The 18,886-nt window shown below is 26.5% G+C and carries 22 protein-coding genes and 3 tRNA genes; 19 read left to right on the top strand and 6 right to left on the bottom strand.

Annotated features, from left to right (window positions below; translation table 11 throughout):
- Nucleotides 1–243 precede the first annotated feature (243 nt).
- From NSA50_RS09885 to NSA50_RS09875, 3 genes are all read left to right on the top strand, one after another.
- Nucleotides 244–320, top strand: a tRNA-Arg gene (locus tag NSA50_RS09885).
- A gap of 7 nt (nucleotides 321–327) precedes the next feature.
- Nucleotides 328–403: transfer RNA gene (locus NSA50_RS09880), tRNA-Lys, on the top strand.
- A gap of 33 nt (nucleotides 404–436) precedes the next feature.
- Nucleotides 437–511, top strand: a tRNA-Gly gene (locus NSA50_RS09875).
- A gap of 44 nt (nucleotides 512–555) precedes the next feature.
- Here NSA50_RS09875 and NSA50_RS09870 read toward each other — a convergent pair.
- The 4 genes from NSA50_RS09870 to NSA50_RS09855 form a co-directional block, all read right to left on the bottom strand.
- A complete protein-coding gene (locus NSA50_RS09870; protein WP_257444810.1) occupies nucleotides 556–744 on the bottom strand; it encodes an alpha/beta-type small acid-soluble spore protein in 189 nt (62 codons plus the stop codon).
- A gap of 36 nt (nucleotides 745–780) precedes the next feature.
- A complete protein-coding gene (locus NSA50_RS09865; protein ID WP_257444810.1) occupies nucleotides 781–969 on the bottom strand; it encodes an alpha/beta-type small acid-soluble spore protein in 189 nt (62 codons plus the stop codon).
- Between the two features lie 37 nt (nucleotides 970–1,006).
- A complete protein-coding gene (locus NSA50_RS09860; RefSeq protein WP_008676833.1) occupies nucleotides 1,007–1,195 on the bottom strand; it encodes an alpha/beta-type small acid-soluble spore protein in 189 nt (62 codons plus the stop codon).
- Nucleotides 1,196–1,407: 212 nt separating this feature from the next.
- The gene (locus NSA50_RS09855; RefSeq protein WP_257444806.1) at nucleotides 1,408–2,034 is read right to left on the bottom strand and encodes an ECF transporter S component; all 627 of its coding nucleotides are present in this window, start codon (nucleotides 2,032–2,034) and stop codon (nucleotides 1,408–1,410) included.
- A 261-nt stretch (nucleotides 2,035–2,295) separates the two neighbouring features.
- On the opposite strand from NSA50_RS09855, the gene NSA50_RS09850 reads away from it, so the two are divergent.
- Both NSA50_RS09850 and NSA50_RS09845 read left to right on the top strand, forming a co-directional pair.
- Nucleotides 2,296–3,009: an ABC transporter ATP-binding protein gene (locus tag NSA50_RS09850; protein WP_257444804.1), complete on the top strand. Its 714-nt coding sequence runs from the start codon at nucleotides 2,296–2,298 to the stop codon at nucleotides 3,007–3,009.
- Nucleotides 3,002–4,603, top strand: coding sequence for an ABC transporter permease (locus NSA50_RS09845; RefSeq protein WP_257444802.1), 1,602 nt, complete (start codon nucleotides 3,002–3,004; stop codon nucleotides 4,601–4,603). Before NSA50_RS09850 ends, NSA50_RS09845 begins: the two co-directional genes overlap by 8 nt.
- 169 nt (nucleotides 4,604–4,772) lie before the next feature.
- Here NSA50_RS09845 and NSA50_RS09840 read toward each other — a convergent pair whose 3' ends face one another.
- Nucleotides 4,773–4,970 carry a PspC domain-containing protein gene (locus tag NSA50_RS09840; protein ID WP_195262628.1) on the bottom strand — a complete coding sequence of 66 codons (198 nt, stop codon included), beginning with the start codon at nucleotides 4,968–4,970 and terminating at the stop codon, nucleotides 4,773–4,775.
- A 183-nt stretch (nucleotides 4,971–5,153) separates the two neighbouring features.
- Between NSA50_RS09840 and NSA50_RS09835 the strand changes: the two genes are divergently transcribed.
- From NSA50_RS09835 to NSA50_RS09810, 6 genes are all read left to right on the top strand, one after another.
- A complete protein-coding gene (locus NSA50_RS09835) occupies nucleotides 5,154–5,543 on the top strand; it encodes a GntR family transcriptional regulator (RefSeq protein ID WP_195262627.1) in 390 nt (129 codons plus the stop codon).
- Between the two features lie 2 nt (nucleotides 5,544–5,545).
- Nucleotides 5,546–6,676, top strand: a complete 1,131-nt coding sequence (locus tag NSA50_RS09830; protein WP_257444792.1) for a DUF1648 domain-containing protein — start codon at nucleotides 5,546–5,548, stop codon at nucleotides 6,674–6,676.
- A gap of 28 nt (nucleotides 6,677–6,704) precedes the next feature.
- Nucleotides 6,705–7,787 carry a DUF5808 domain-containing protein gene (locus NSA50_RS09825; protein ID WP_257444790.1) on the top strand — a complete coding sequence of 361 codons (1,083 nt, stop codon included), beginning with the start codon at nucleotides 6,705–6,707 and terminating at the stop codon, nucleotides 7,785–7,787.
- A gap of 20 nt (nucleotides 7,788–7,807) precedes the next feature.
- The gene (locus NSA50_RS09820; protein ID WP_257444788.1) at nucleotides 7,808–8,608 is read left to right on the top strand and encodes a YhfC family intramembrane metalloprotease; all 801 of its coding nucleotides are present in this window, start codon (nucleotides 7,808–7,810) and stop codon (nucleotides 8,606–8,608) included.
- Between the two features lie 197 nt (nucleotides 8,609–8,805).
- Nucleotides 8,806–9,270, top strand: a complete 465-nt coding sequence (locus tag NSA50_RS09815; protein WP_257444786.1) for a GNAT family N-acetyltransferase — start codon at nucleotides 8,806–8,808, stop codon at nucleotides 9,268–9,270.
- A gap of 33 nt (nucleotides 9,271–9,303) precedes the next feature.
- Nucleotides 9,304–9,807 carry a GNAT family N-acetyltransferase gene (locus tag NSA50_RS09810; protein ID WP_257444784.1) on the top strand — a complete coding sequence of 168 codons (504 nt, stop codon included), beginning with the start codon at nucleotides 9,304–9,306 and terminating at the stop codon, nucleotides 9,805–9,807.
- 130 nt (nucleotides 9,808–9,937) lie between these two features.
- On the opposite strand, the gene NSA50_RS09805 is transcribed toward NSA50_RS09810, so the two are convergent.
- Complete coding sequence (locus tag NSA50_RS09805; protein ID WP_195262621.1) at nucleotides 9,938–10,705, bottom strand: histidinol phosphate phosphatase; 768 nt, start codon at nucleotides 10,703–10,705, stop codon at nucleotides 9,938–9,940.
- A gap of 140 nt (nucleotides 10,706–10,845) precedes the next feature.
- Between NSA50_RS09805 and NSA50_RS09800 the strand changes: the two genes are divergently transcribed.
- From NSA50_RS09800 to clpX, 8 genes are all read left to right on the top strand, one after another.
- Complete coding sequence (locus tag NSA50_RS09800) at nucleotides 10,846–11,187, top strand: hypothetical protein (RefSeq protein WP_257444782.1); 342 nt, start codon at nucleotides 10,846–10,848, stop codon at nucleotides 11,185–11,187.
- 15 nt (nucleotides 11,188–11,202) lie between these two features.
- Complete coding sequence (locus NSA50_RS09795) at nucleotides 11,203–12,450, top strand: TcaA 3rd/4th domain-containing protein (protein ID WP_257444780.1); 1,248 nt, start codon at nucleotides 11,203–11,205, stop codon at nucleotides 12,448–12,450.
- Between the two features lie 17 nt (nucleotides 12,451–12,467).
- Nucleotides 12,468–13,796 carry a murein hydrolase activator EnvC family protein gene (locus NSA50_RS09790; protein ID WP_257444778.1) on the top strand — a complete coding sequence of 443 codons (1,329 nt, stop codon included), beginning with the start codon at nucleotides 12,468–12,470 and terminating at the stop codon, nucleotides 13,794–13,796.
- Between the two features lie 481 nt (nucleotides 13,797–14,277).
- Nucleotides 14,278–14,457: a hypothetical protein gene (locus tag NSA50_RS09785; RefSeq protein WP_195262617.1), complete on the top strand. Its 180-nt coding sequence runs from the start codon at nucleotides 14,278–14,280 to the stop codon at nucleotides 14,455–14,457.
- Nucleotides 14,458–14,534: 77 nt separating this feature from the next.
- Nucleotides 14,535–15,335 (top strand): hypothetical protein, encoded by an 801-nt coding sequence (locus NSA50_RS09780; protein ID WP_257444775.1) that lies wholly within the window; start codon nucleotides 14,535–14,537, stop codon nucleotides 15,333–15,335.
- Nucleotides 15,336–15,442: 107 nt separating this feature from the next.
- Nucleotides 15,443–16,726, top strand: coding sequence for a trigger factor (tig, locus tag NSA50_RS09775; RefSeq protein ID WP_257444773.1), 1,284 nt, complete (start codon nucleotides 15,443–15,445; stop codon nucleotides 16,724–16,726).
- Between the two features lie 156 nt (nucleotides 16,727–16,882).
- Nucleotides 16,883–17,479, top strand: a complete 597-nt coding sequence (gene clpP, locus NSA50_RS09770; protein ID WP_257444771.1) for an ATP-dependent Clp endopeptidase proteolytic subunit ClpP — start codon at nucleotides 16,883–16,885, stop codon at nucleotides 17,477–17,479.
- Between the two features lie 35 nt (nucleotides 17,480–17,514).
- The gene (clpX, locus tag NSA50_RS09765; RefSeq protein WP_257444769.1) at nucleotides 17,515–18,810 is read left to right on the top strand and encodes an ATP-dependent Clp protease ATP-binding subunit ClpX; all 1,296 of its coding nucleotides are present in this window, start codon (nucleotides 17,515–17,517) and stop codon (nucleotides 18,808–18,810) included.
- Nucleotides 18,811–18,886 lie beyond the last annotated feature (76 nt).

Below are 18,886 nucleotides of genomic sequence, written 5' to 3'. Positions count from 1 at the left end.
ATACATATCATTAATGAGGCTAATTTTTTATTTAATTATCTTAATTTATGAAATATAAGTTGGCTAAGAAAAATAGACTGTAAAATAAGCCTAGCACTTTTTTCGTAGCTATTTAGCTTATGGAACATATTCTACTTATCTTTGACAACTTATATTTCTTAATTTAATTTTTTCATTATTTCACTAAAAAAGTTGTTGACAAAATCCGACCTTTTGGGTTATTATATACAACGTAGCAAATATGCGTGTTTAGCTCAGCTGGATAGAGCAACGCCCTTCTAAGGCGTGGGCCAGGAGTTCGAATCTCTTAACACGCACCAAGCTTATGGTTTACTAGCTCAATCGGTAGAGCACTTGACTTTTAATCAAGGTGTACCGGGTTCGATTCCCGGGTAAGCCACCACATTAAGTTCATTGATAAAATGAGCTTTTTTGTGCGGAAGTGGCTCAATGGTAGAGCGTCACCTTGCCAAGGTGAATGTTGCGGGTTCGAGTCCCGTCTTTCGCTCCATAAGGAAAAGAGAAGTGGATAAACACTTCTCTTTTTTATTTTAACTACTTAATTTTTGATTCGTATTGTTCAACCATTCTCTTAACCATTTCTCCACCAACACTACCGCATTGTTTTGAAGTAAGGTCTCCATTATAGTCTGAGAAAGGTACTCCCATTTCATTAGCTACTTCATTTTTGAATTTAGCTAATCCTTGTTTAGCTTCTGGAACTAATTTTCTGTTACTTGCCATAACAAATCCCTCCTAATATTTGGTTATAAGAATATATTATTTAATTTTTGATTCGTATTGTTCAACCATTCTCTTAACCATTTCTCCACCAACGCTACCGCATTGTTTTGAAGTAAGGTCTCCATTATAGTCTGAGAAAGGCACTCCCATTTCATTAGCTACTTCATTTTTGAATTTAGCTAATCCTTGTTTAGCTTCTGGAACTAGTTTTCTATTACTTGCCATAATAAATCCCTCCTTGTAAATATATCAGATTAAAGTTTTACTTTAATCCAGATTCGTATTGTTCAACCATTCTCTTAACCATTTCTCCACCAACGCTACCGCATTGTTTTGAAGTAAGGTCTCCATTATAGTCTGAGAAAGGTACTCCCATTTCGTTAGCTACTTCATTTTTGAATTTAGCTAATCCTTGTTTAGCTTCTGGAATCAATTGTCTATTACTTGCCATAATAAATCCCTCCTTGAAAACATATAAAATTTTTTATTGGGTTTTCTTTTACAAAGCTTGTTTGACTTTGTACTATTATATTGTGCAGATAAAATGTTAATAAACTATAAAAATTAATACAGTAGAGGAAAAGTGATCTTTATAAAGAATATATTGGTACAAACTATAAAAAAAGGTTATTTGAAAATATTTTTCAAATAACCTTTTATAAATTAATTATTTCTCTTTTGCATTTTTAATATTGCTATAATAACTGGAATTGCAACAAGTGCTGATAAAGCTGCCTCTGCCATACCATTAGTACCTATTATAGATAAGAGTGCAACTGTGACTGCGTTTCTTGATCCAGTTGAAATGGTTCCATTACTAACAAGAATTGATGCATAATCCTTAAAATAAATTAAGTATATACTTCCAAGAACCCCAATAGTATTGGTTAAAGATCCACAAACAGCAGCAATACCTATAGATAGTTTCTTATTTTTAATTTTTGTTTTTAAGAGTTTATAAACATAATAAGATATTACCCCTATCAGTACTCTAGGCAATATAGAAACTATTGGGTTATAAAAAAATGGAGACATTGGAGTTGGAGCAGTTATGTTTTGATAAATTGAGAAAATCCCAAATATGAATCCAATTGTAGCCCCAACTATAGGACCTTCAATTATTGCTCCAATTATTACAGGTAAATGTAAAATTGTTAGTTTAAAGAGTGGTAATGGTATAAAACCAAGACCTGTTAGTCCTAAGAATAAACAAATACCCGATAGCATTGCAACTACTACCATTTTTCTTACATTTTGACGAGAGTTTCCCATCCCTCTAGCATTTAACATTTTAATTCCTCCGTTCTTATTCCTTATAGGATATAATTCGGCAAAAAATGAATTTTTGCGTGAAGTTCGGTTTCTTAAGAATACCGACCAATATTATTTTATCATATAAGAAAAAACTGTAAAGTAAAATATTATATCAACAACAAATAAACAATTTAATCTTGTATTTATGAAATTTAATATAAAAATTGAAAAAGACTTGTCAACTTATTATACTTGTTATAGTATATATATAACAAGTATAATAAGAGAGGTAATAATATGTTAGAGATAATAAACTTTTCAAAGTCATATAAAAATGGAAAAAAAGCTGTGAATAATGTATCGATTAAAGTTAATAGTGGAGAAATATTTGCCTTTATTGGTCATAATGGAGCAGGAAAGACTACAACTATAAAAGCTATTGTAGGAATTTTAGAATTTGAAGAAGGAGATATATTAATTGATGGAGATTCAATTAAAAATAATCCTATTGAGTGTAAGAAAAAAATAGCGTATATACCTGATAATCCTGATATTTATGAAGCTTTAACTGGGATTCAATATTTAAATTTTATTGCAGATATATATAAGGTTTCAAAAGAAGAAAGAGAAAAATTAATAAAGTTATATTCAGAAAAATTTGAAATAACATCAGCTCTTGGAGATTTAATATCATCATATTCTCACGGAATGAAACAAAAGTTAGTTATAATTTCTGCACTAATTCATAAACCTAAGCTTTTAATTTTAGATGAACCATTTGTTGGATTAGATCCTAAAGCATCACATATATTAAAAGAAGAAATGAAAAAGCTTTGTAATGAAGGTGTAGCAATATTTTTCTCAACTCATGTTTTAGAAGTAGCAGAAAAGTTATGCGATAAGGTAGCAATTATAAAAGATGGAAATATAGTATCTCAAGGTAAGATGGATGAAGTTAAAGGAAATAGTTCATTAGAAGATATATTTATGGAGTTGATAGATAATGAGTAATTTATGGAGTTTATTTAAAACAACATTTATTAATTCTATAGGAATTAATAAGATATTTAAGGAAAAGTCAAATGGCGAAAAGTTTAGAAGTATATTAATAGTACCAACAATATTAATTACCCTAATAGTATTTGAAGTTTTAGCAATAGAATATTCTAAGTTACTAGCTGATGGATTAAAGAGTATTGGGTTTATTGATTTATTATTGGTTATGAGCTTTATTTTAAGTGTGGTTATTATATTTTTTACTTCTATGTATAAAGCTCAAGGAATTTTATTTTCTGCAAGAGATTATGATTTACTTATGAGTTTACCTATAAAGAGTAGTACTATTTTGATTAATAGGATGATACAACTATTAGGAATTAATTATTTATTTTTAATAGTTGTATTTATATCTCCAGCTTGCATCTATTTTAGTAGGGTTGAGATTTCTTATTTATTTTTTATATATTTATTTATAGTATTTTTGTTATTACCATTAATTCCTGTAGTAGTAGCATCTATTATTGCATTCGTAATTAGTTATATATCTTCAAGAATGAAGCATAAAAATTTAATTATAAATTCTGCAACATTAATATTTATTTTATTAATAATGATTGCTTCATCTAAAAGTGGAGACTTAGTTCAAAAGATAATAGTAAATAGTGATTCTATAACTTTAGGTATATCAAAATTATATCCTCCAACAATATATGTAGTTAATGCTTTAATAAATTTAAACTTTAAAGATTTACTTATATTTGTAGCTTTATCAGTTTCAATTTTTTCAATATTTATTTTTATATTTAACAAGTCCTTTAAGAAAATAAACTCAAAATTACAAGAGAGTTTTAAAAAGTCAAATTATAAAATAAATGAAATGAATGTATCGTCACAAATAATTGCATTAACTAAAAAAGAAATAAAACGATATTTTTCTTCGCCTGTATATGTGTTGAATACAATTATAGGGCCTGTATTAATATTGATAGCTGCTATATCAACTTTATTTATGGGAAAAGAGATTTTATTTAAGATTATGGAAATAGAAGTTGTTGATAGTATGATTCCTTTATTTATCATTGCTGTGATATGTGGTATTTTATCAATATCTTGTACAACTAATTCATCTATATCAATGGAAGGAAAGAACTTATGGATATTAAAATCTACTCCTATAAGAACAATAGATATATTTAAAGGAAAGATAATTTTAAATCTAATATTAATTATGCCAACAGTTTTAATAAGTGATATTATTTTCTTCTTTTCATTGAAATTATCAATAATTGAATTAATATGGTTAATTATCATAACAACAATATATTGCTTTATAGTATCAATTTTAGGAATAATAGTTAACAATTTCTTTCCTAATTTAAATTGGACTTCAGAAACTGTTGTAGTAAAACAAAGCATAAGTGTCATAATTCAAATGATTATTTCAGTAATAATCATTGGAGTACCAATATTATTATTTATAAAATTAGAAATATTAAATATAGCTTTATTTATTACACTTGTAATATTATATTTAACTCTAATTCTAACTGCGCTATTAATTCTTTTAAATACAGTTAGTATAAAGCTATTTAATAAGCTAAATTAAAAGAAGTTATCATACAAATAAGAGTTGAAAATTAAAATGCAAAATGAAGGTAGCAAACTCTTAAAAGTAGTTTTAAAATAATATAAATTAGATAATTAAGTACGAAATATTACTACAATTTAAAATCTTAAGTTCTAGATTAAGGGGTGTCTTATAGACATCCCCTTATCTACATTATTTCAGATTTATCAGGCATTATAAGAGCACAACCGATATAGAAGATTAATCCTAATGAAAATGAACAAAGTATAAGTAGTAAAGCTAGAACTCTGATTAGAGTTACATCAGCATTAAGATATTCAGCAAATCCAGCACATACTCCAGCTACTCTTTTTTGAGATGATATTTTATAAAGTTTTTTATTCATTATAAACCTCCTATTTATTAATTAATATAATTATATTTTAAATTATAAAGTTAAGAATTATAAATTTTAATATATAATGTAATTATATTATAAGTGTTTTAGGTGAATTTTATATTAATTAAAGCTTAAACAATTCTTAATCTTATATATTGGTTTCTATAAAAGTTAAAACGAGGTGATAAAGTGATTTTAAGGATAGATTTTGATTCTGATACTCCAATATATGTGCAAATAAAAAATCAAGTTATTGAAGGAATTGCTAAATCAGAAATTGAAATAGGCGAGGAATTACCTTCGGTAAGAGGATTAGCAGAAGATATAGGGGTAAACATGCATACTGTTAATAAAGCATATAATATGCTTAAGGATGAAGGATATATTAAAATTGATAGAAGAAAAGGTGCAGTGGTTTCATTAAATTTAAATCAATCAATGGAAAAGTTCAAAGAAGATTTAGATGAAAATTTATATTTTTATATGGCTCAGTGCTTTAATAGAAATATTAGTAAGGATGAAATTAAGTTATATATAGATAAGGTATTTTTAGAGTTTAATAATAAGGAGAATAGTTAATTATGGAAAGAATAATTGTGTGTTCTATGATTATTTTTATAAGTTTAATTTCATTTTTTAGCGGTTTATATGTTAATAAGTTATCTAATAATGGGATTATATTTGGAGTGAGAGTTCCGAAGGAATATGAAAAAGATAATGATATAATTAAATTAGAAAAAAAATATAAAAAATTTTACTTAATATTTAGCATACCAGTTATTTTAATTATTAATGTTATAGTATTTTTCTATCCTAAAGTATCTTTATTTACTTTATTAGTATTAATGTTGTTGGTAATTACAAACATTCCTATTTTTATGTACTGGAAAAAGATGACTAGATTAAAAGAAGAAAAGGGATGGAGAAAATTAGGTAAGAACGTAGTTGTTGTAGATACATCTATAAGAAAACCTAAGAAGAATGACGATTTTGTAGGAGTAAGAAGCAAAAGTTATTTATTACTATTAATTATTCCTGCAATAACACTTATACTAACTCTTTTGTCATATAAGGAGGTTCCAGAACTATTCCCAATTCATTATAATGCCCAGGGGATTGCGGATAGTTTTGTAGAAAAAAGTGGCTTTCAAGGTTTCTTTTATTTAGCTTTATTTCCAGTTTTAATTCAAGTAGGAATGATTTTGTTTTTACTTGCTATGAACAAATTTGCTATTAATGGAAAAAGTGAAATAAATAGTGGGACTTTAGAAGAAATAAAAAAACAAAGAAGAATATTTAAAAGATTTAATTCAATATTTTTATTTATTATTGCATTAGAAATTATTATCTTATTTGCGTTAATGCAATTTTGTACGTTGTATGGATGGAGTATTAATAAAGTAAATATAATTAGCTTAACAGTTATATTTATTACTGTAATTGTTTTTTTAGTAATAAGTTATAAGATAGGGCAAGGCGGAAAGAATATAAAAATCAAAAGTAATGATGAGGAAATATATAGGGATGACGATAAGTGTTGGGTATTAGGAAGCTTTTATTACAATAAAAATGATCCAAGTATCTTTATAGAAAAGAGAATAGGTATTGGATGGGATATTAATTTAGGAAATCCAATAGGAATGATTATCATGGTATTACCTATAATTTTAATATTAATAGTAATAATATATTTAGCTATAAGAGGAATATAATAAAATACAGATGGGAGGTGAATTTATTTTGCAAAACTTTATGATTATATTAACTTCAAATATAGTTATAATAACTATGGTTCTTTTATCATATTATTTAAATAATACTTCTAATAAAGGAATATATTTTGGAGTTAGAATTCCTAAAAAATATCAAGAGTCAAGTGAAATAAAAGCCTTAGATAAAGATTATAAAAGAAAGGTACTTTTTATATTTGTAATTTATTTTGTAATAAATAATATACTAATGATTTTGAATTTAAAAGTTAGTGAATTTATATTATCTATGATAATGACAATATCATTAATAGGAGCTCTTTTAATTCATGCAATTTTATTTGCTATTTACTATAAAATAACAAGGAAGTTAAAAGAAAAAAATAATTGGAGTTATAAAACTAATAATGTTGTTATAGTAGATACTACATTAAGAAAGCCAAAGAAAAATGAAAGATATAAAGCATTAAATGAAAAGTTTTTTTTAGTTCCAATATTAATTTCTATTATAATTTTAGTATTAACTATATATAGAAGAGAATATATTTTAAATATGAATTCTTATGTTATTTATAAAATTCCTATATATCAAATTATAATGTGCTTAGCAATGTATTTGTTAACGAAAATAACTTTAACTTCAAAAGTTGATTTAAATAGTGGAAATATAGAAACAGCTGTAAAAAGAAAGAAAAAATTTAAAAGATTAATTTCTATATTTTTATTTATAACAGAGATAGAAATGGTTGCATTATACTCAGTAATACAGCTAGGTATAATTTATAATTTTTATACTAACTCATTAGAGAATTTTATTAATGTTTTTATATCCATTAGTATGACTTTATTCATAATAATATTCATATTAATAGGTCAAGGTGGACGGAATATAGAAGAAGAAAATGAAGGTGATGACCTATATAAGAATGATGATGACAAATGGATATGGGGAATGTTTTATTATAATAAGAATGATCCAGCATGGATGGTGGAGAAAAGGGTAGGAATAGGGTATACGATTAATTTTGCAAATAAAAAAGCAACAATATTATTAATTTTACTTATATTGTTGATAATTTTATTTGCTATATATGATACAAATTTTAATGTTTAAATTATAAGGGAGGATTATTTATGGTTAGTAGCTTATCAATTGTATTTATGGTATTTAGCTTATTAGTAAGTGTGATAGTACCTATAGGAGGAATTATATTTTTAAAAAGAAAATATAATGTAAGTTTAAAAACATTCTTTATAGGTGCAGCAGCATTTTTTATTTTTGCACAAATTTTAGAAGCTCCTATACATTCATATTTCTTGAAGTTAAATAGTACAACATCAGGATTTTTGTTAAGTACTCCAATAGCTTATATGTTATATGGTGGTCTTATGGCTGGAATATTTGAAGAAACAGCAAGATTTCTATGTTTCAAGTTTATAATAAAAGATAGAGATGTAATGAGCGGGGTAACATATGGACTTGGACATGGTGGAATGGAAGCTATTTTAATCGGGGCAATAAGCAGTATAAATTCTTTAGTTTATTCTAATTTAATAAATAAAGGTGGATTCCAATCTATAATGGAGGGATTATCAGTACCAAAGGAAGTTATTAGTGCTACGTATGACCAATTTGTAAATAGCAGTTCCATCATGTGGGCCATGCCTGGAATAGAAAGAATATTTGCTATGGTGATTCATATATCATTATCAATTATAGTTTTGTATGCAGTTAAAGAAAGAAAATATATCTACTATGTATTAGCTATATTAATTCATGCTGTAATAGATTTTCCTGCAGCCCTATATCAAGTTGGTGTTATAAAAAATATATTTTTAGTTGAAGGAGTTATATTTATAACTGTATTAATTTTGGCAATGTATGTATTTAAGATTTTTGTAAAAAAATTCCGCAATTATAATGAAATATTATAAAAAAACCTTTATAATGTTAATAAATTAATAAATTTTATAAAGGACACTACTAGATGCTTATTTTCTTTCATTTAATCTTAAGTGGATATATATAATTTTGAGTTGCCTTTAAGTGAAGTGACTGAATAAGCAACATTATATATGTCCTCTTTTTTATAAAGATTTATTAATTTACGTATAGATAAGGGGGAAAGTTTATGGAGAATATTTTAGTAAGAAAAGCTAGAAATGGAGACGAAGTAGAAATACTAAATTTAGTAGGGGAGGTACTGAATCTCTATGGATTAGATTTAAATTCAGAAGTAGAAGATTTAGATATAACGGATATATCTAAGTATTATATTCAAAATAATGGGGATTTTGAAGTTATAGAGTTCAATGGAGAGATAATAGGAACATATGGTATTTATAAAATAAATGATGAAACCTGTGAATTAAGAAAAATGTATTTAAAGCAAGATTTCCAAGGGATGGGGCTTGGAAATGTTATGATAGAAAATTCTTTTAAAATCGCTAAGTCACTTAATTATAAAAGAATTACTTTGCAGACTAATTCAGTTTTATATAAGGCTATAAAACTTTATAAAAAATATGGGTTTGAAGAATTTAATGAAGAAGTATGTGATAGATGTGATGTAGCAATGGTAAAGGAAATAGCTTAAATTATTTAGGTGTCTAAAGATAAGGGGGATTTTATGAAATATTATGATACTAACATAAGAAATTTTAAAATAAGAGAAACTTCCCAAGAGGATATTCCATTAATTTTATCCTTAATAAATGAAATATCAGAGTATGAAAAAATGTCAGATGAAGTTATTGCAACAGAGGAACCATTAAGAAACTCTATTTTTGAAAATAATAGAGCAGAAGTTGTAATATTGGAGTTAGATGAAAATCCAGTTGGATATGCATTATATTTTTATAATTTCTCTACTTTTATAGGTAGAAGTGGTTTTTATTTAGAAGATATATTCATAAAAAAGGAATTTAGAGGAAATGGATTAGGAAAAGAAGTATTTAAGTTCTTAGGGAAGAAAGCAAGAGAAGAAGGCTGTAAGAGAATGGAGTGGACATGCCTTAATTGGAATGAACCATCAATAAAATTTTATAAGTCTTTAGGGGCAGTACCTATGGATGAATGGACGATATATAGACTTAAAGAAAAAGAGATAATAAATTTAAGTGAAATGAAATAATGTAAAAAAAGTGTAGTATCAGAAATCTATTTAATATAAAAATTATTCAATTTCAAATATGTTTTATTGCCTTAAAAATTTAATATCTTATTTTTATAAAGGGGCTCGCGAAACGCGAGCCCCTTTCATATTAGAAATACTGAAGTTCTCTTTTACTAAAATAAACTCCTTTTAAACCAATTGAGTCTATAAAGTCTAATGCTATATCAAAATTTCTATAAATACTTTTATGGTTATGAGCATCAGAGCCTAAAGTAACATATTTACCGCCTAAGTCTTTATATAGACTATATATATCAAATAAAGATTCCTTAGCTGAATTTATGTGAAGTCTACTTGAGTTTAATTCTAAAACTTTTTCTTTATTTATTAAAGTAATAAATATTTCAGAAAGAATATCTTTAAAGTCTTGAATTGGTATTTCTTTATTTTCAAAAGAGCAATAACGACAAGGATAATCTATGTGTGATAAGGAATCAAAATTATTATATAATTTTACACAAGACAACATATCTTCTAGATAGTAAGAAAAGAAGTCATGTTTATCATAACCTTGATATATATAATCACAGTATATATCAAGATTTTTAACTGCATGTATAGAACCTAATATAAAATCGAAGTCATGACTAGAAGCTATTTTTTCATTTTGAGCAAAGGTATTCTGTGTTAATCCAATTTCTATTCCTAACTTTAAACTTTCAGATCTGTATTTTTCATATTCTTTAAAGTAAGTAGGAACATCAAACTTGAAATCTTCTTTTACTGGATAGTCTAAATCCATATGATCAGTTATTATAATGCCAATATTTTTTTCTTTACTAGCAGATATTGCATCTAATATCATCATATCACTATCTGTAGAAAATTTTGAATGCATATGGCTATCAAATATCATACAATCCCTCCCCAATAATATAGTCTTATTTTAAAATTATATCATAGATTTATAAATAGTTCCTTATTATGCAAAATATCTTGATAAATAGTATTATTAAATATAAAATTAAATTAAAATATAAATAAAGGTGTGTTTTTATGAAAAAATTATTCGAAATAAAAGATTTAGTATTTTACAAGGAAGAATTTTTAGATAATTTAGATGAATTTGAAGATATATTACCTATAATAGAAGAACTTAGCAAAGATCTTACATACGAGGAAATAGAAGTAGTAGGAGAAAATGAATGTTGTGAAAAGACAAATAAGAATTATATAGTTGAAATACCAGGATTTTTAGACGAAAATGATGAGTTTTTAACACAAGCAGAAGTGAAAGCATTAGCAAGTTCAGGAAAGCAAAAAATGCTAGATTTATTTGTGATAAGAATATATAAATGTGTAGAATGTAAAAAATGGATAATAGATATTTTGGAGTAAAGAGGGTTGATAAATTTGAAGAAATTTGATAGATTATTAAAAAACTTAAAAGAATATATTTGCCTCTTAAAAGAAGACATAAATGGTTTAAGTTTTAATAATATTAAAGAATTTCTAATTAAGCGAAAAATACTACTTAGTACAATTTTAGTTTTTTTTATTTTAATTGGTTTTGGGGTAGGAAGATATAAAGCTTCAAAAGATATTGTTTTGAAGAAGCTAGAGATAGCTTTGAAAGAAAATAAACCTGGAGAAATATATAGAAAGATTAGAGTTGATGATAAAAAAATAAGTAGAAAGGATTTTCAACCTTTATCAGAATATTATTCAGAAAATACTACACAAGTAGATAACATAATAAGGGGGTTAAAAAGTAGTGAAAAAAGTAGATTCTTCACTTTAAAGAATGATAGAGTACTATTTTTTAATAACTATAAAATACAAATAGAACCTATTGATATAAAGGTTAATACAAATTTTAATGAGGCTAAGATTTATGTTGATAACATTCCTATAGATGCGACAAATATAAAAACCGGTCTAATTCCCGGGAAATATATAATAAAAGGGGAATTAGATACGTTATATGGAAAAGTTATTGAGGAACAAGAAATATTTTTGATGCAAAATGAAGAATTTACATTGAATTTGAAGGCTATTAATATAAGTTTATCATCAAACTATAATGATGCAGATGTATTTATAAATGACAAAAAAATAGATGGAAAAGTAAAAGATATAAAAAACTATGGTCCAATACCTATGAATAAAGATATAGATATATATTTGCAAAGAGAATTTCCTTGGGGAGTGTTGGAAAGCGAAAAAGTTAATGTGGGAGACTTACCTAATATAAATATAGATATAAACATGGTTAATGATAATTTATTAACTCAAATAGATAGTTGTACTAATAAGTTTTACAGTAGTGTTTTTAATGCTTTAAATTTAAATGACTATTCTTTAATAGAAAATGCACAAGATTATGCAAAAAATAAAATTTATAACAGTATAAGAAGAGAAAGTTTATTTTTAAAAAATAATTATGAGCTTACCGAATTAGAAACAAAGGTAAAGAGTAGTGAGTTTTATTATGAAGATGAGACTTATAAAGCTAACATAGTTATAGATTTAAATTATAGTGTAAGTAAAAAACTTATCTCGTTTATCAAAAATAATGTTAATGAAATGTTTTTAACTCAAATGGAATATGTTGATGGGAAATGGCAAATAGTCGGTGTACAAAAGTTTAATTTAGAATAAGGGTAGGTGTAAAACTTATGAATAAGAAATTAAGAGCAGTAACCTTAGCTGTTGTAGTAATTTTTTCAAGTAACACATTGGTGTTAGCAGAAAGTAGTAGTTCCTTACAAGATAAAATTGAACAAAATCAAAATGATATAAGTAATTTAGAGAATGAAAAAGATAAAGTTAATGGAGAAATAGAAGATCAATCAAGTGAACTTCAAGGGATTTTGAATCAAATTGATGAAAAAGGTAAGGATTTAGAAAGTGCAAAAGCAGAAGTTGATTCATATCAGGCTAAAATAGATGAGGTACAAAGTGAAATTGATAGAATAAATTCAGAGATAACAAGTGCTGAAAATGAAATTTCTACAAAAGAAGCCCTTATTACAGAAAAAGAAGAAGAAGGTAGAAAGATAAAAGAAGCATTAGATCAGAGAGTAAGAAATTACTATAAAATGGATGTAACTGCAAATTATATTTATATGATATTGAGAAGTGAAAGTATAGTTTCTTTATTTAACAATATTCAAAATGTGTTTAGAATAATGACTTTAGATAAAGGGCTAATGGAATCAGCGAAAGAGATTCAAAAACAATTAGAAAACGAAAAAGTTGAAATTTCAAAAAAATTAGAAAAAATAGAAGCTGATAAAAATGAAGTAATAGCAAAGCAAGATGAGTTGAAAGAAGCTCAAAAGGAATTCATAGTAAAACAAGAATTCCATCAAAGCAAAATGGACGAGCTATATGGATTAGAATCACAAAAGTCAGGATTGATAGCATCTTTATCAGATAAAGAAAAAGAATTAGAAGAACAAATTGGTGATTTAGTTTCATATAATCAAGAGTTGCAAGCAGCTTTAGATAGTATATTTAATGAAATAAATAATGGCTCTAATAATGGTGGAAGTAATTCGGGCGGAGGTAACTCTGGAGGAGATAATTCAGGAGGAAATATAATTCCTGGAGATCCAAGTGGCGAGACGTTTTTAAGACCTGGATATGGTATTGTAACAGATCCGTATGGACCAAGAATTAATCCAGTTACTGGAGAAGCAGGATTCCATACTGGGGTAGATTTAGGCGATCCTTATGGTGCTCCTGTTGCTGCATCAAAAAGTGGTGTAGTTGCATATTCAGGTTGGATATCTGGATATGGAAATACAATTATTATAGATCATGGTAGCGGAGTTCAAACATTATATGGACATAATAGTGAACTTCTAGTAAGTGTTGGACAAACAGTAGCAAGAGGGCAAACCATTGCATATGTTGGATCAACAGGAATGAGTACTGGACCTCATATCCATTGGGAAATAAGAATTAATGGACAACATGTAGATCCTATGGGATATGTTTAAAAAGGCCGAAAGGACTTTTTTTACAATGGACAATTGAAAATGGACAGTTTATAATTAATGAATAAATTCTGAAAAATTTGATTCTTGATTTTCCATTACATATTGCCTATCAATTATTTATTATAAATAATAAATAACCTGTACAAAATTGCACAGGTTAAAGGGGGGCTATGTTCATTTAAGAAAGGGAGTAAATGAACATACGTGGGGTTTTATTAAAACTGATAATAAAAAATTATTATCAGTAATATAGGCTAATCATGTAATGAAAAAAATATGTAATTTATAAAATAATTGTAAAATTTATATATTTATTATATTATATTTTGTCAAAAAATCCAATAGTTTTTAGAAAATTTATCGAAAATAATATTTTTTCAGAAAATATTAGCATTTTATAAAATAAAAATATATAAAAATATATAAAATATATATAGAATTCGGTGAAATACGTTATATAATATAATTTGAGGTGATTTAAATGAAAAATTTTAGAAATGAAGATATATTAAAGTCAACACCTGACTATGAAGATTATACAGAAAATGAAGCTAAGCTATCAGTACAAGAAATGAGAGATCTTGGCTTATTAAAATGTGGTGGATGTTGTAGTAGTAAGGGAAGCGGTTCAGGCTGTGGTTGCAAAAGCAAAGGTAAATAATACTATATGATGTATTTTATAATAAATAAATGTAAAAGCTTTTAATATAAAATATAAATTATGGGGAGGTATTAGGTGTGAGAAAACCTAGCATATTCAGTAGAGATTATGAGAGGAAGATGAAAAAACGTAGAAGACGAATAGCAGCTATTTCGGTTATAGGGGTTTTACTTATAGGTAGTCTTTTTATTAAGATAGCTATAGGTAGTATAAATACGGATACATTAAAAAATAAACTTCAAATGTGGATTGTTGAAGATAAATCTTTTGATAATACAGATAAAGATATTGATGACTTAGAAAACAATGAAAACAAAGAAGTTATTGAAGAAGCACCTAAAGAACCTGAAAGTAAAATTATGGAATTTAAAATTAATGAAAATTCTATATTAAAAGCGGAATATGAAGATATAAATGGAACGATAAAATTTAAAGGTGTAAAAGAAGTTCCAAGTAATATGTATTATACTATAAACCAAGCGAAAAATTTAATTTTAGTTATAGATGAAAATCAAAATATGAAGATTTTTAATTCAAATAAAAAAGAAGCTAATATAACAAAAGATAAATATACAGCTCCAAATGGAGAAATATTTAATAAAGATTCAGTTCTTCAAACATATAATGGATATTTGTGGAATGTGGAAGCTAAGTTTGTAACAGATACAAAGGTTGCATACATTAGCAATGTACCTTACTTTGGATATGATTTAAATAAATATATATGGGTTGTAGATCTAAATAATAATACCCATAGTACTTTATGGAATTCTAAGGGGAGGGAAATAAAATTTGGAGATTTGAAAGAAAAAGGATTAGAAGTTGTAATTGATGGCAATGTTAAATATGTAAATCAAAATAGCTATTTAGTCGATTAAGATAAAATTAAATAAACAAATATTTGAAAGTGTTTGATATAGTATGGTATAATAACCTAGTTATATCAATTATGATAGTATCTTACTATTTTAGGAGGAAGAGTACAATGGAAGCTAAAATGGAAAAAATAGAGAAAAACGTTGTTAAGTTTGAAATAAAGGTTGAGGCTGAAAAATTTCAAGAATCTATAAAAAGAGCTTATAATAAAAACGTTAAGAATTTTAATGTACCAGGATTTAGAAAAGGAAAGGTTCCTATGGCAATAGTTAAAAAATACTATGGTATGGGAGTTTTAATTGAAGATGCAGTTAATTTTGCTATAGATGCATCATATTCAAAAGCAGTAGAAGAAAACAACATAATTCCTGTTGATTATCCAAAGATAGACATAGTGACAGCAGAAGAAGGAAAAGAATTTGTATATACTGCAGAAGTTACAGTTTATCCTGAAGTTGAATTAGGAGAATACAAAGGATTAAAAGTTGAAAAGCCATCTTATGAAGTTACAGAAGATGCAATAAATGAAAAATTAAAAGAAATGCAACAAAAAAATGCTAGAATCGAAACTAAGGAAGATGGAGAAGTAGCTACTGGAGATACAGCAGTTATTGATTTCAAAGGATTTATCGATGATGTAGCATTTGAAGGTGGAGAAGGTAAAGACTATTCACTTGAAATAGGATCAGGTACTTTCATAGATAATTTTGAAGATCAATTAGTTGGAGCGAAAGTTGGAGATAAAGTAGAAGTTAACGTAACTTTCCCAGAAAACTATGGAAGAGAAGAATTAAATAATAAGCAAGCTAAATTCGAAGTTTTAGTAAAAGAAATAAAGATAAAAGAATTACCAGAAATTGATGATGAATTTGCTAAAGAAGTTTCAGAATTTGATACATTAGCAGAATTAAAAGAAGATATTGCTAAGAAAATGGAAGAAGAAAACAACAATAGAGCAGAAAGAGAATATGAAGATGCAATTATAAAAGCTGTTGTTGAAAATGCTAAAATTGATGTTCCAGAAGTTATGGTTGAAAAAGAAATTGATACAATGGTAAGCAACTTAGAACAAAGACTTCAATATCAAGGCTTAAATCTAGAACAATATTTCCAATTTACTGGTACAGACGAAACAAAAATGAGAGAATACATGAAAGAAAATGCAGAAGTCAAAGTAAAGACGGATTTAGTTTTAGAAGCTGTAGAAAAGGCTGAAAATATTGATGTAACAGAAGAAGAATTAAAAGAAAAAGCTAAGGAAGTTGCAAAAATGTACGCAGCTCAAGAAGATGAAAAAATGGTTGATTTATTAATGAATGGCCAAAGAGCAGCACTTCTTGCAGATGTTAAAGTATCAAAGACTATAAAATTCTTAGTTGAAAATAATAAATAGTATATAAATAATAATTGCCAGAATAAAATTCTGGCAATTATTTCAAATATTCATTAACAAAACAAATAAAATTTTATATAATTTAATATAATTAGTTTTTTTAGAATATGGATATATTATAAAAGAAGGTAGATAATAGAGAAGGAGGGAATAAAAATGAGTTTAGTTCCTATGGTTGTAGAGCAAACTAGTAGAGGAGAAAGATCTTATGATATCTTCTCAAGATTATTAAAAGATAGAATAATTATGTTAAGTGGAGAAATTGATGATAACATTTCTAATTTAGTGGTATCACAATTATTATTCTTAGAAAGTGAAGATCCAGATAAGGATATCCATCTTTACATAAATAGTCCAGGAGGATCAATAACCGCAGGTATGGCTATTTATGATACAATGAAATATATTAAGCCAGATGTATCTACTATATGTATAGGGATGGCAGCTTCAATGGGATCATTTTTACTTTCATCAGGAGCAAAAGGAAAAAGGTTTGTATTACCAAATAGTGAAATTATGATTCATCAACCTCTAGGTGGCTTCCAAGGTCAAGCAACTGATTTCGATATACACGCAAAGAGAATATTAAAGATTAAAGAATCATTAAATAAAATATTAAGTGAAAATACTAATCAGCCTCTAGAAAAGATAAAAGTAGATGTTGAGAGAGATTACTTTATGACAGCGGAAGAAGCTATGAATTATGGGTTAGTAGATAAGGTAATTACGAAAAATGATAAAGGTAGCAACTAAGCAAAGTTCTATCTTAATCTAAGCGAGGTGAATTTATGGCTAAGTACGATGAGAAGAAACAACTTAAGTGTTCTTTCTGTGGAAAGAATCAAGAGCAAGTTAAAAGATTAATAGCTGGACCTGGTGTATATATTTGTGATGAATGTATAGATTTATGTTCAGAAATAATAGCAGATGAATTTGAAGACAGCATTGAATTAGATACAACAAGTGTTCCAAAACCAAATGAAATAAAAAATTATTTAGACCAATATGTAATTGGTCAAGAAAAAGCTAAAAAATCATTATCTGTTGCCGTTTATAATCACTATAAGAGAATAAACTCTAACTTAATAGATGATGATATTGAATTACAAAAGAGTAATATACTTTTATTAGGACCTACAGGATCAGGTAAAACACTTCTAGCTCAAACATTAGCAAAGTTTTTAAATGTTCCATTTGCAATTGCTGATGCAACAACATTAACAGAAGCAGGATACGTAGGAGAAGACGTTGAAAATATTCTATTAAAATTAATCCAAAATGCTGATTACGATATAGAAAGAGCAGAAAAAGGAATAATTTATATAGATGAAATAGATAAAATTGCAAGAAAATCTGAAAATCCATCTATTACTAGGGATGTTTCAGGAGAAGGAGTTCAACAAGCGTTATTAAAAATACTTGAAGGAACAACAGCTTCAGTTCCACCACAAGGTGGTAGAAAACATCCACATCAAGAATTCTTACAAATAAATACATCAAATATCTTATTTATTTGTGGAGGAGCATTTGATGGTGTAGATAAAATAATAGAAAAAAGGACTGAAAAGAGTTCTATAGGATTTGGCGCAAATATAACATCTAGACATACTAAAGATGTTGGTAAATTACTTAAAGATATAATGCCAAGTGATTTATTAAAGTTTGGACTTATACCTGAATTCGTTGGTAGATTACCAGTTGTAGTAACTCTAGAATCATTAGATAATGATGCATTAGTGAATATATTAACTCAGCCTAAAAATGCTTTAGTTAAGCAATATAGAAAGCTTTTTGAGATTGATAATGTTGAGTTAGAATTTACTGATGATGCATTAAAGGAAATAGCAAATGAAGCTATTGAAAGAAAAACTGGTGCTAGAGGTTTAAGATCTATAGTTGAGGAAATGATGACAGAAGTTATGTTTGATATTCCTTCTGACGAAACAATTTCTAAAGTTATTATAAATGAAGATTGCATAAAAGAAAAAAATAATCCAGAAATTATTAAATTAGCAGAAGGTGAGGTAAGACCTCAATTAAAGGCTAAGAAAACTAAAAAAAGAAAAGGTATAGAAACTGCATAATAAAAAGACATCTTATTGTTATATTTAACTATAAGATGTCTTTTATTTTTAAATATAACAATAAGATAGCTTCAAG

Source organism: Clostridium mucosae (genome assembly GCF_024622765.1).
GTDB lineage: Bacteria > Bacillota > Clostridia > Clostridiales > Clostridiaceae > Clostridium.
Note: the sequence above shows the minus strand (reverse complement) of the source record. Positions and strands in the feature narration are given on the sequence as shown.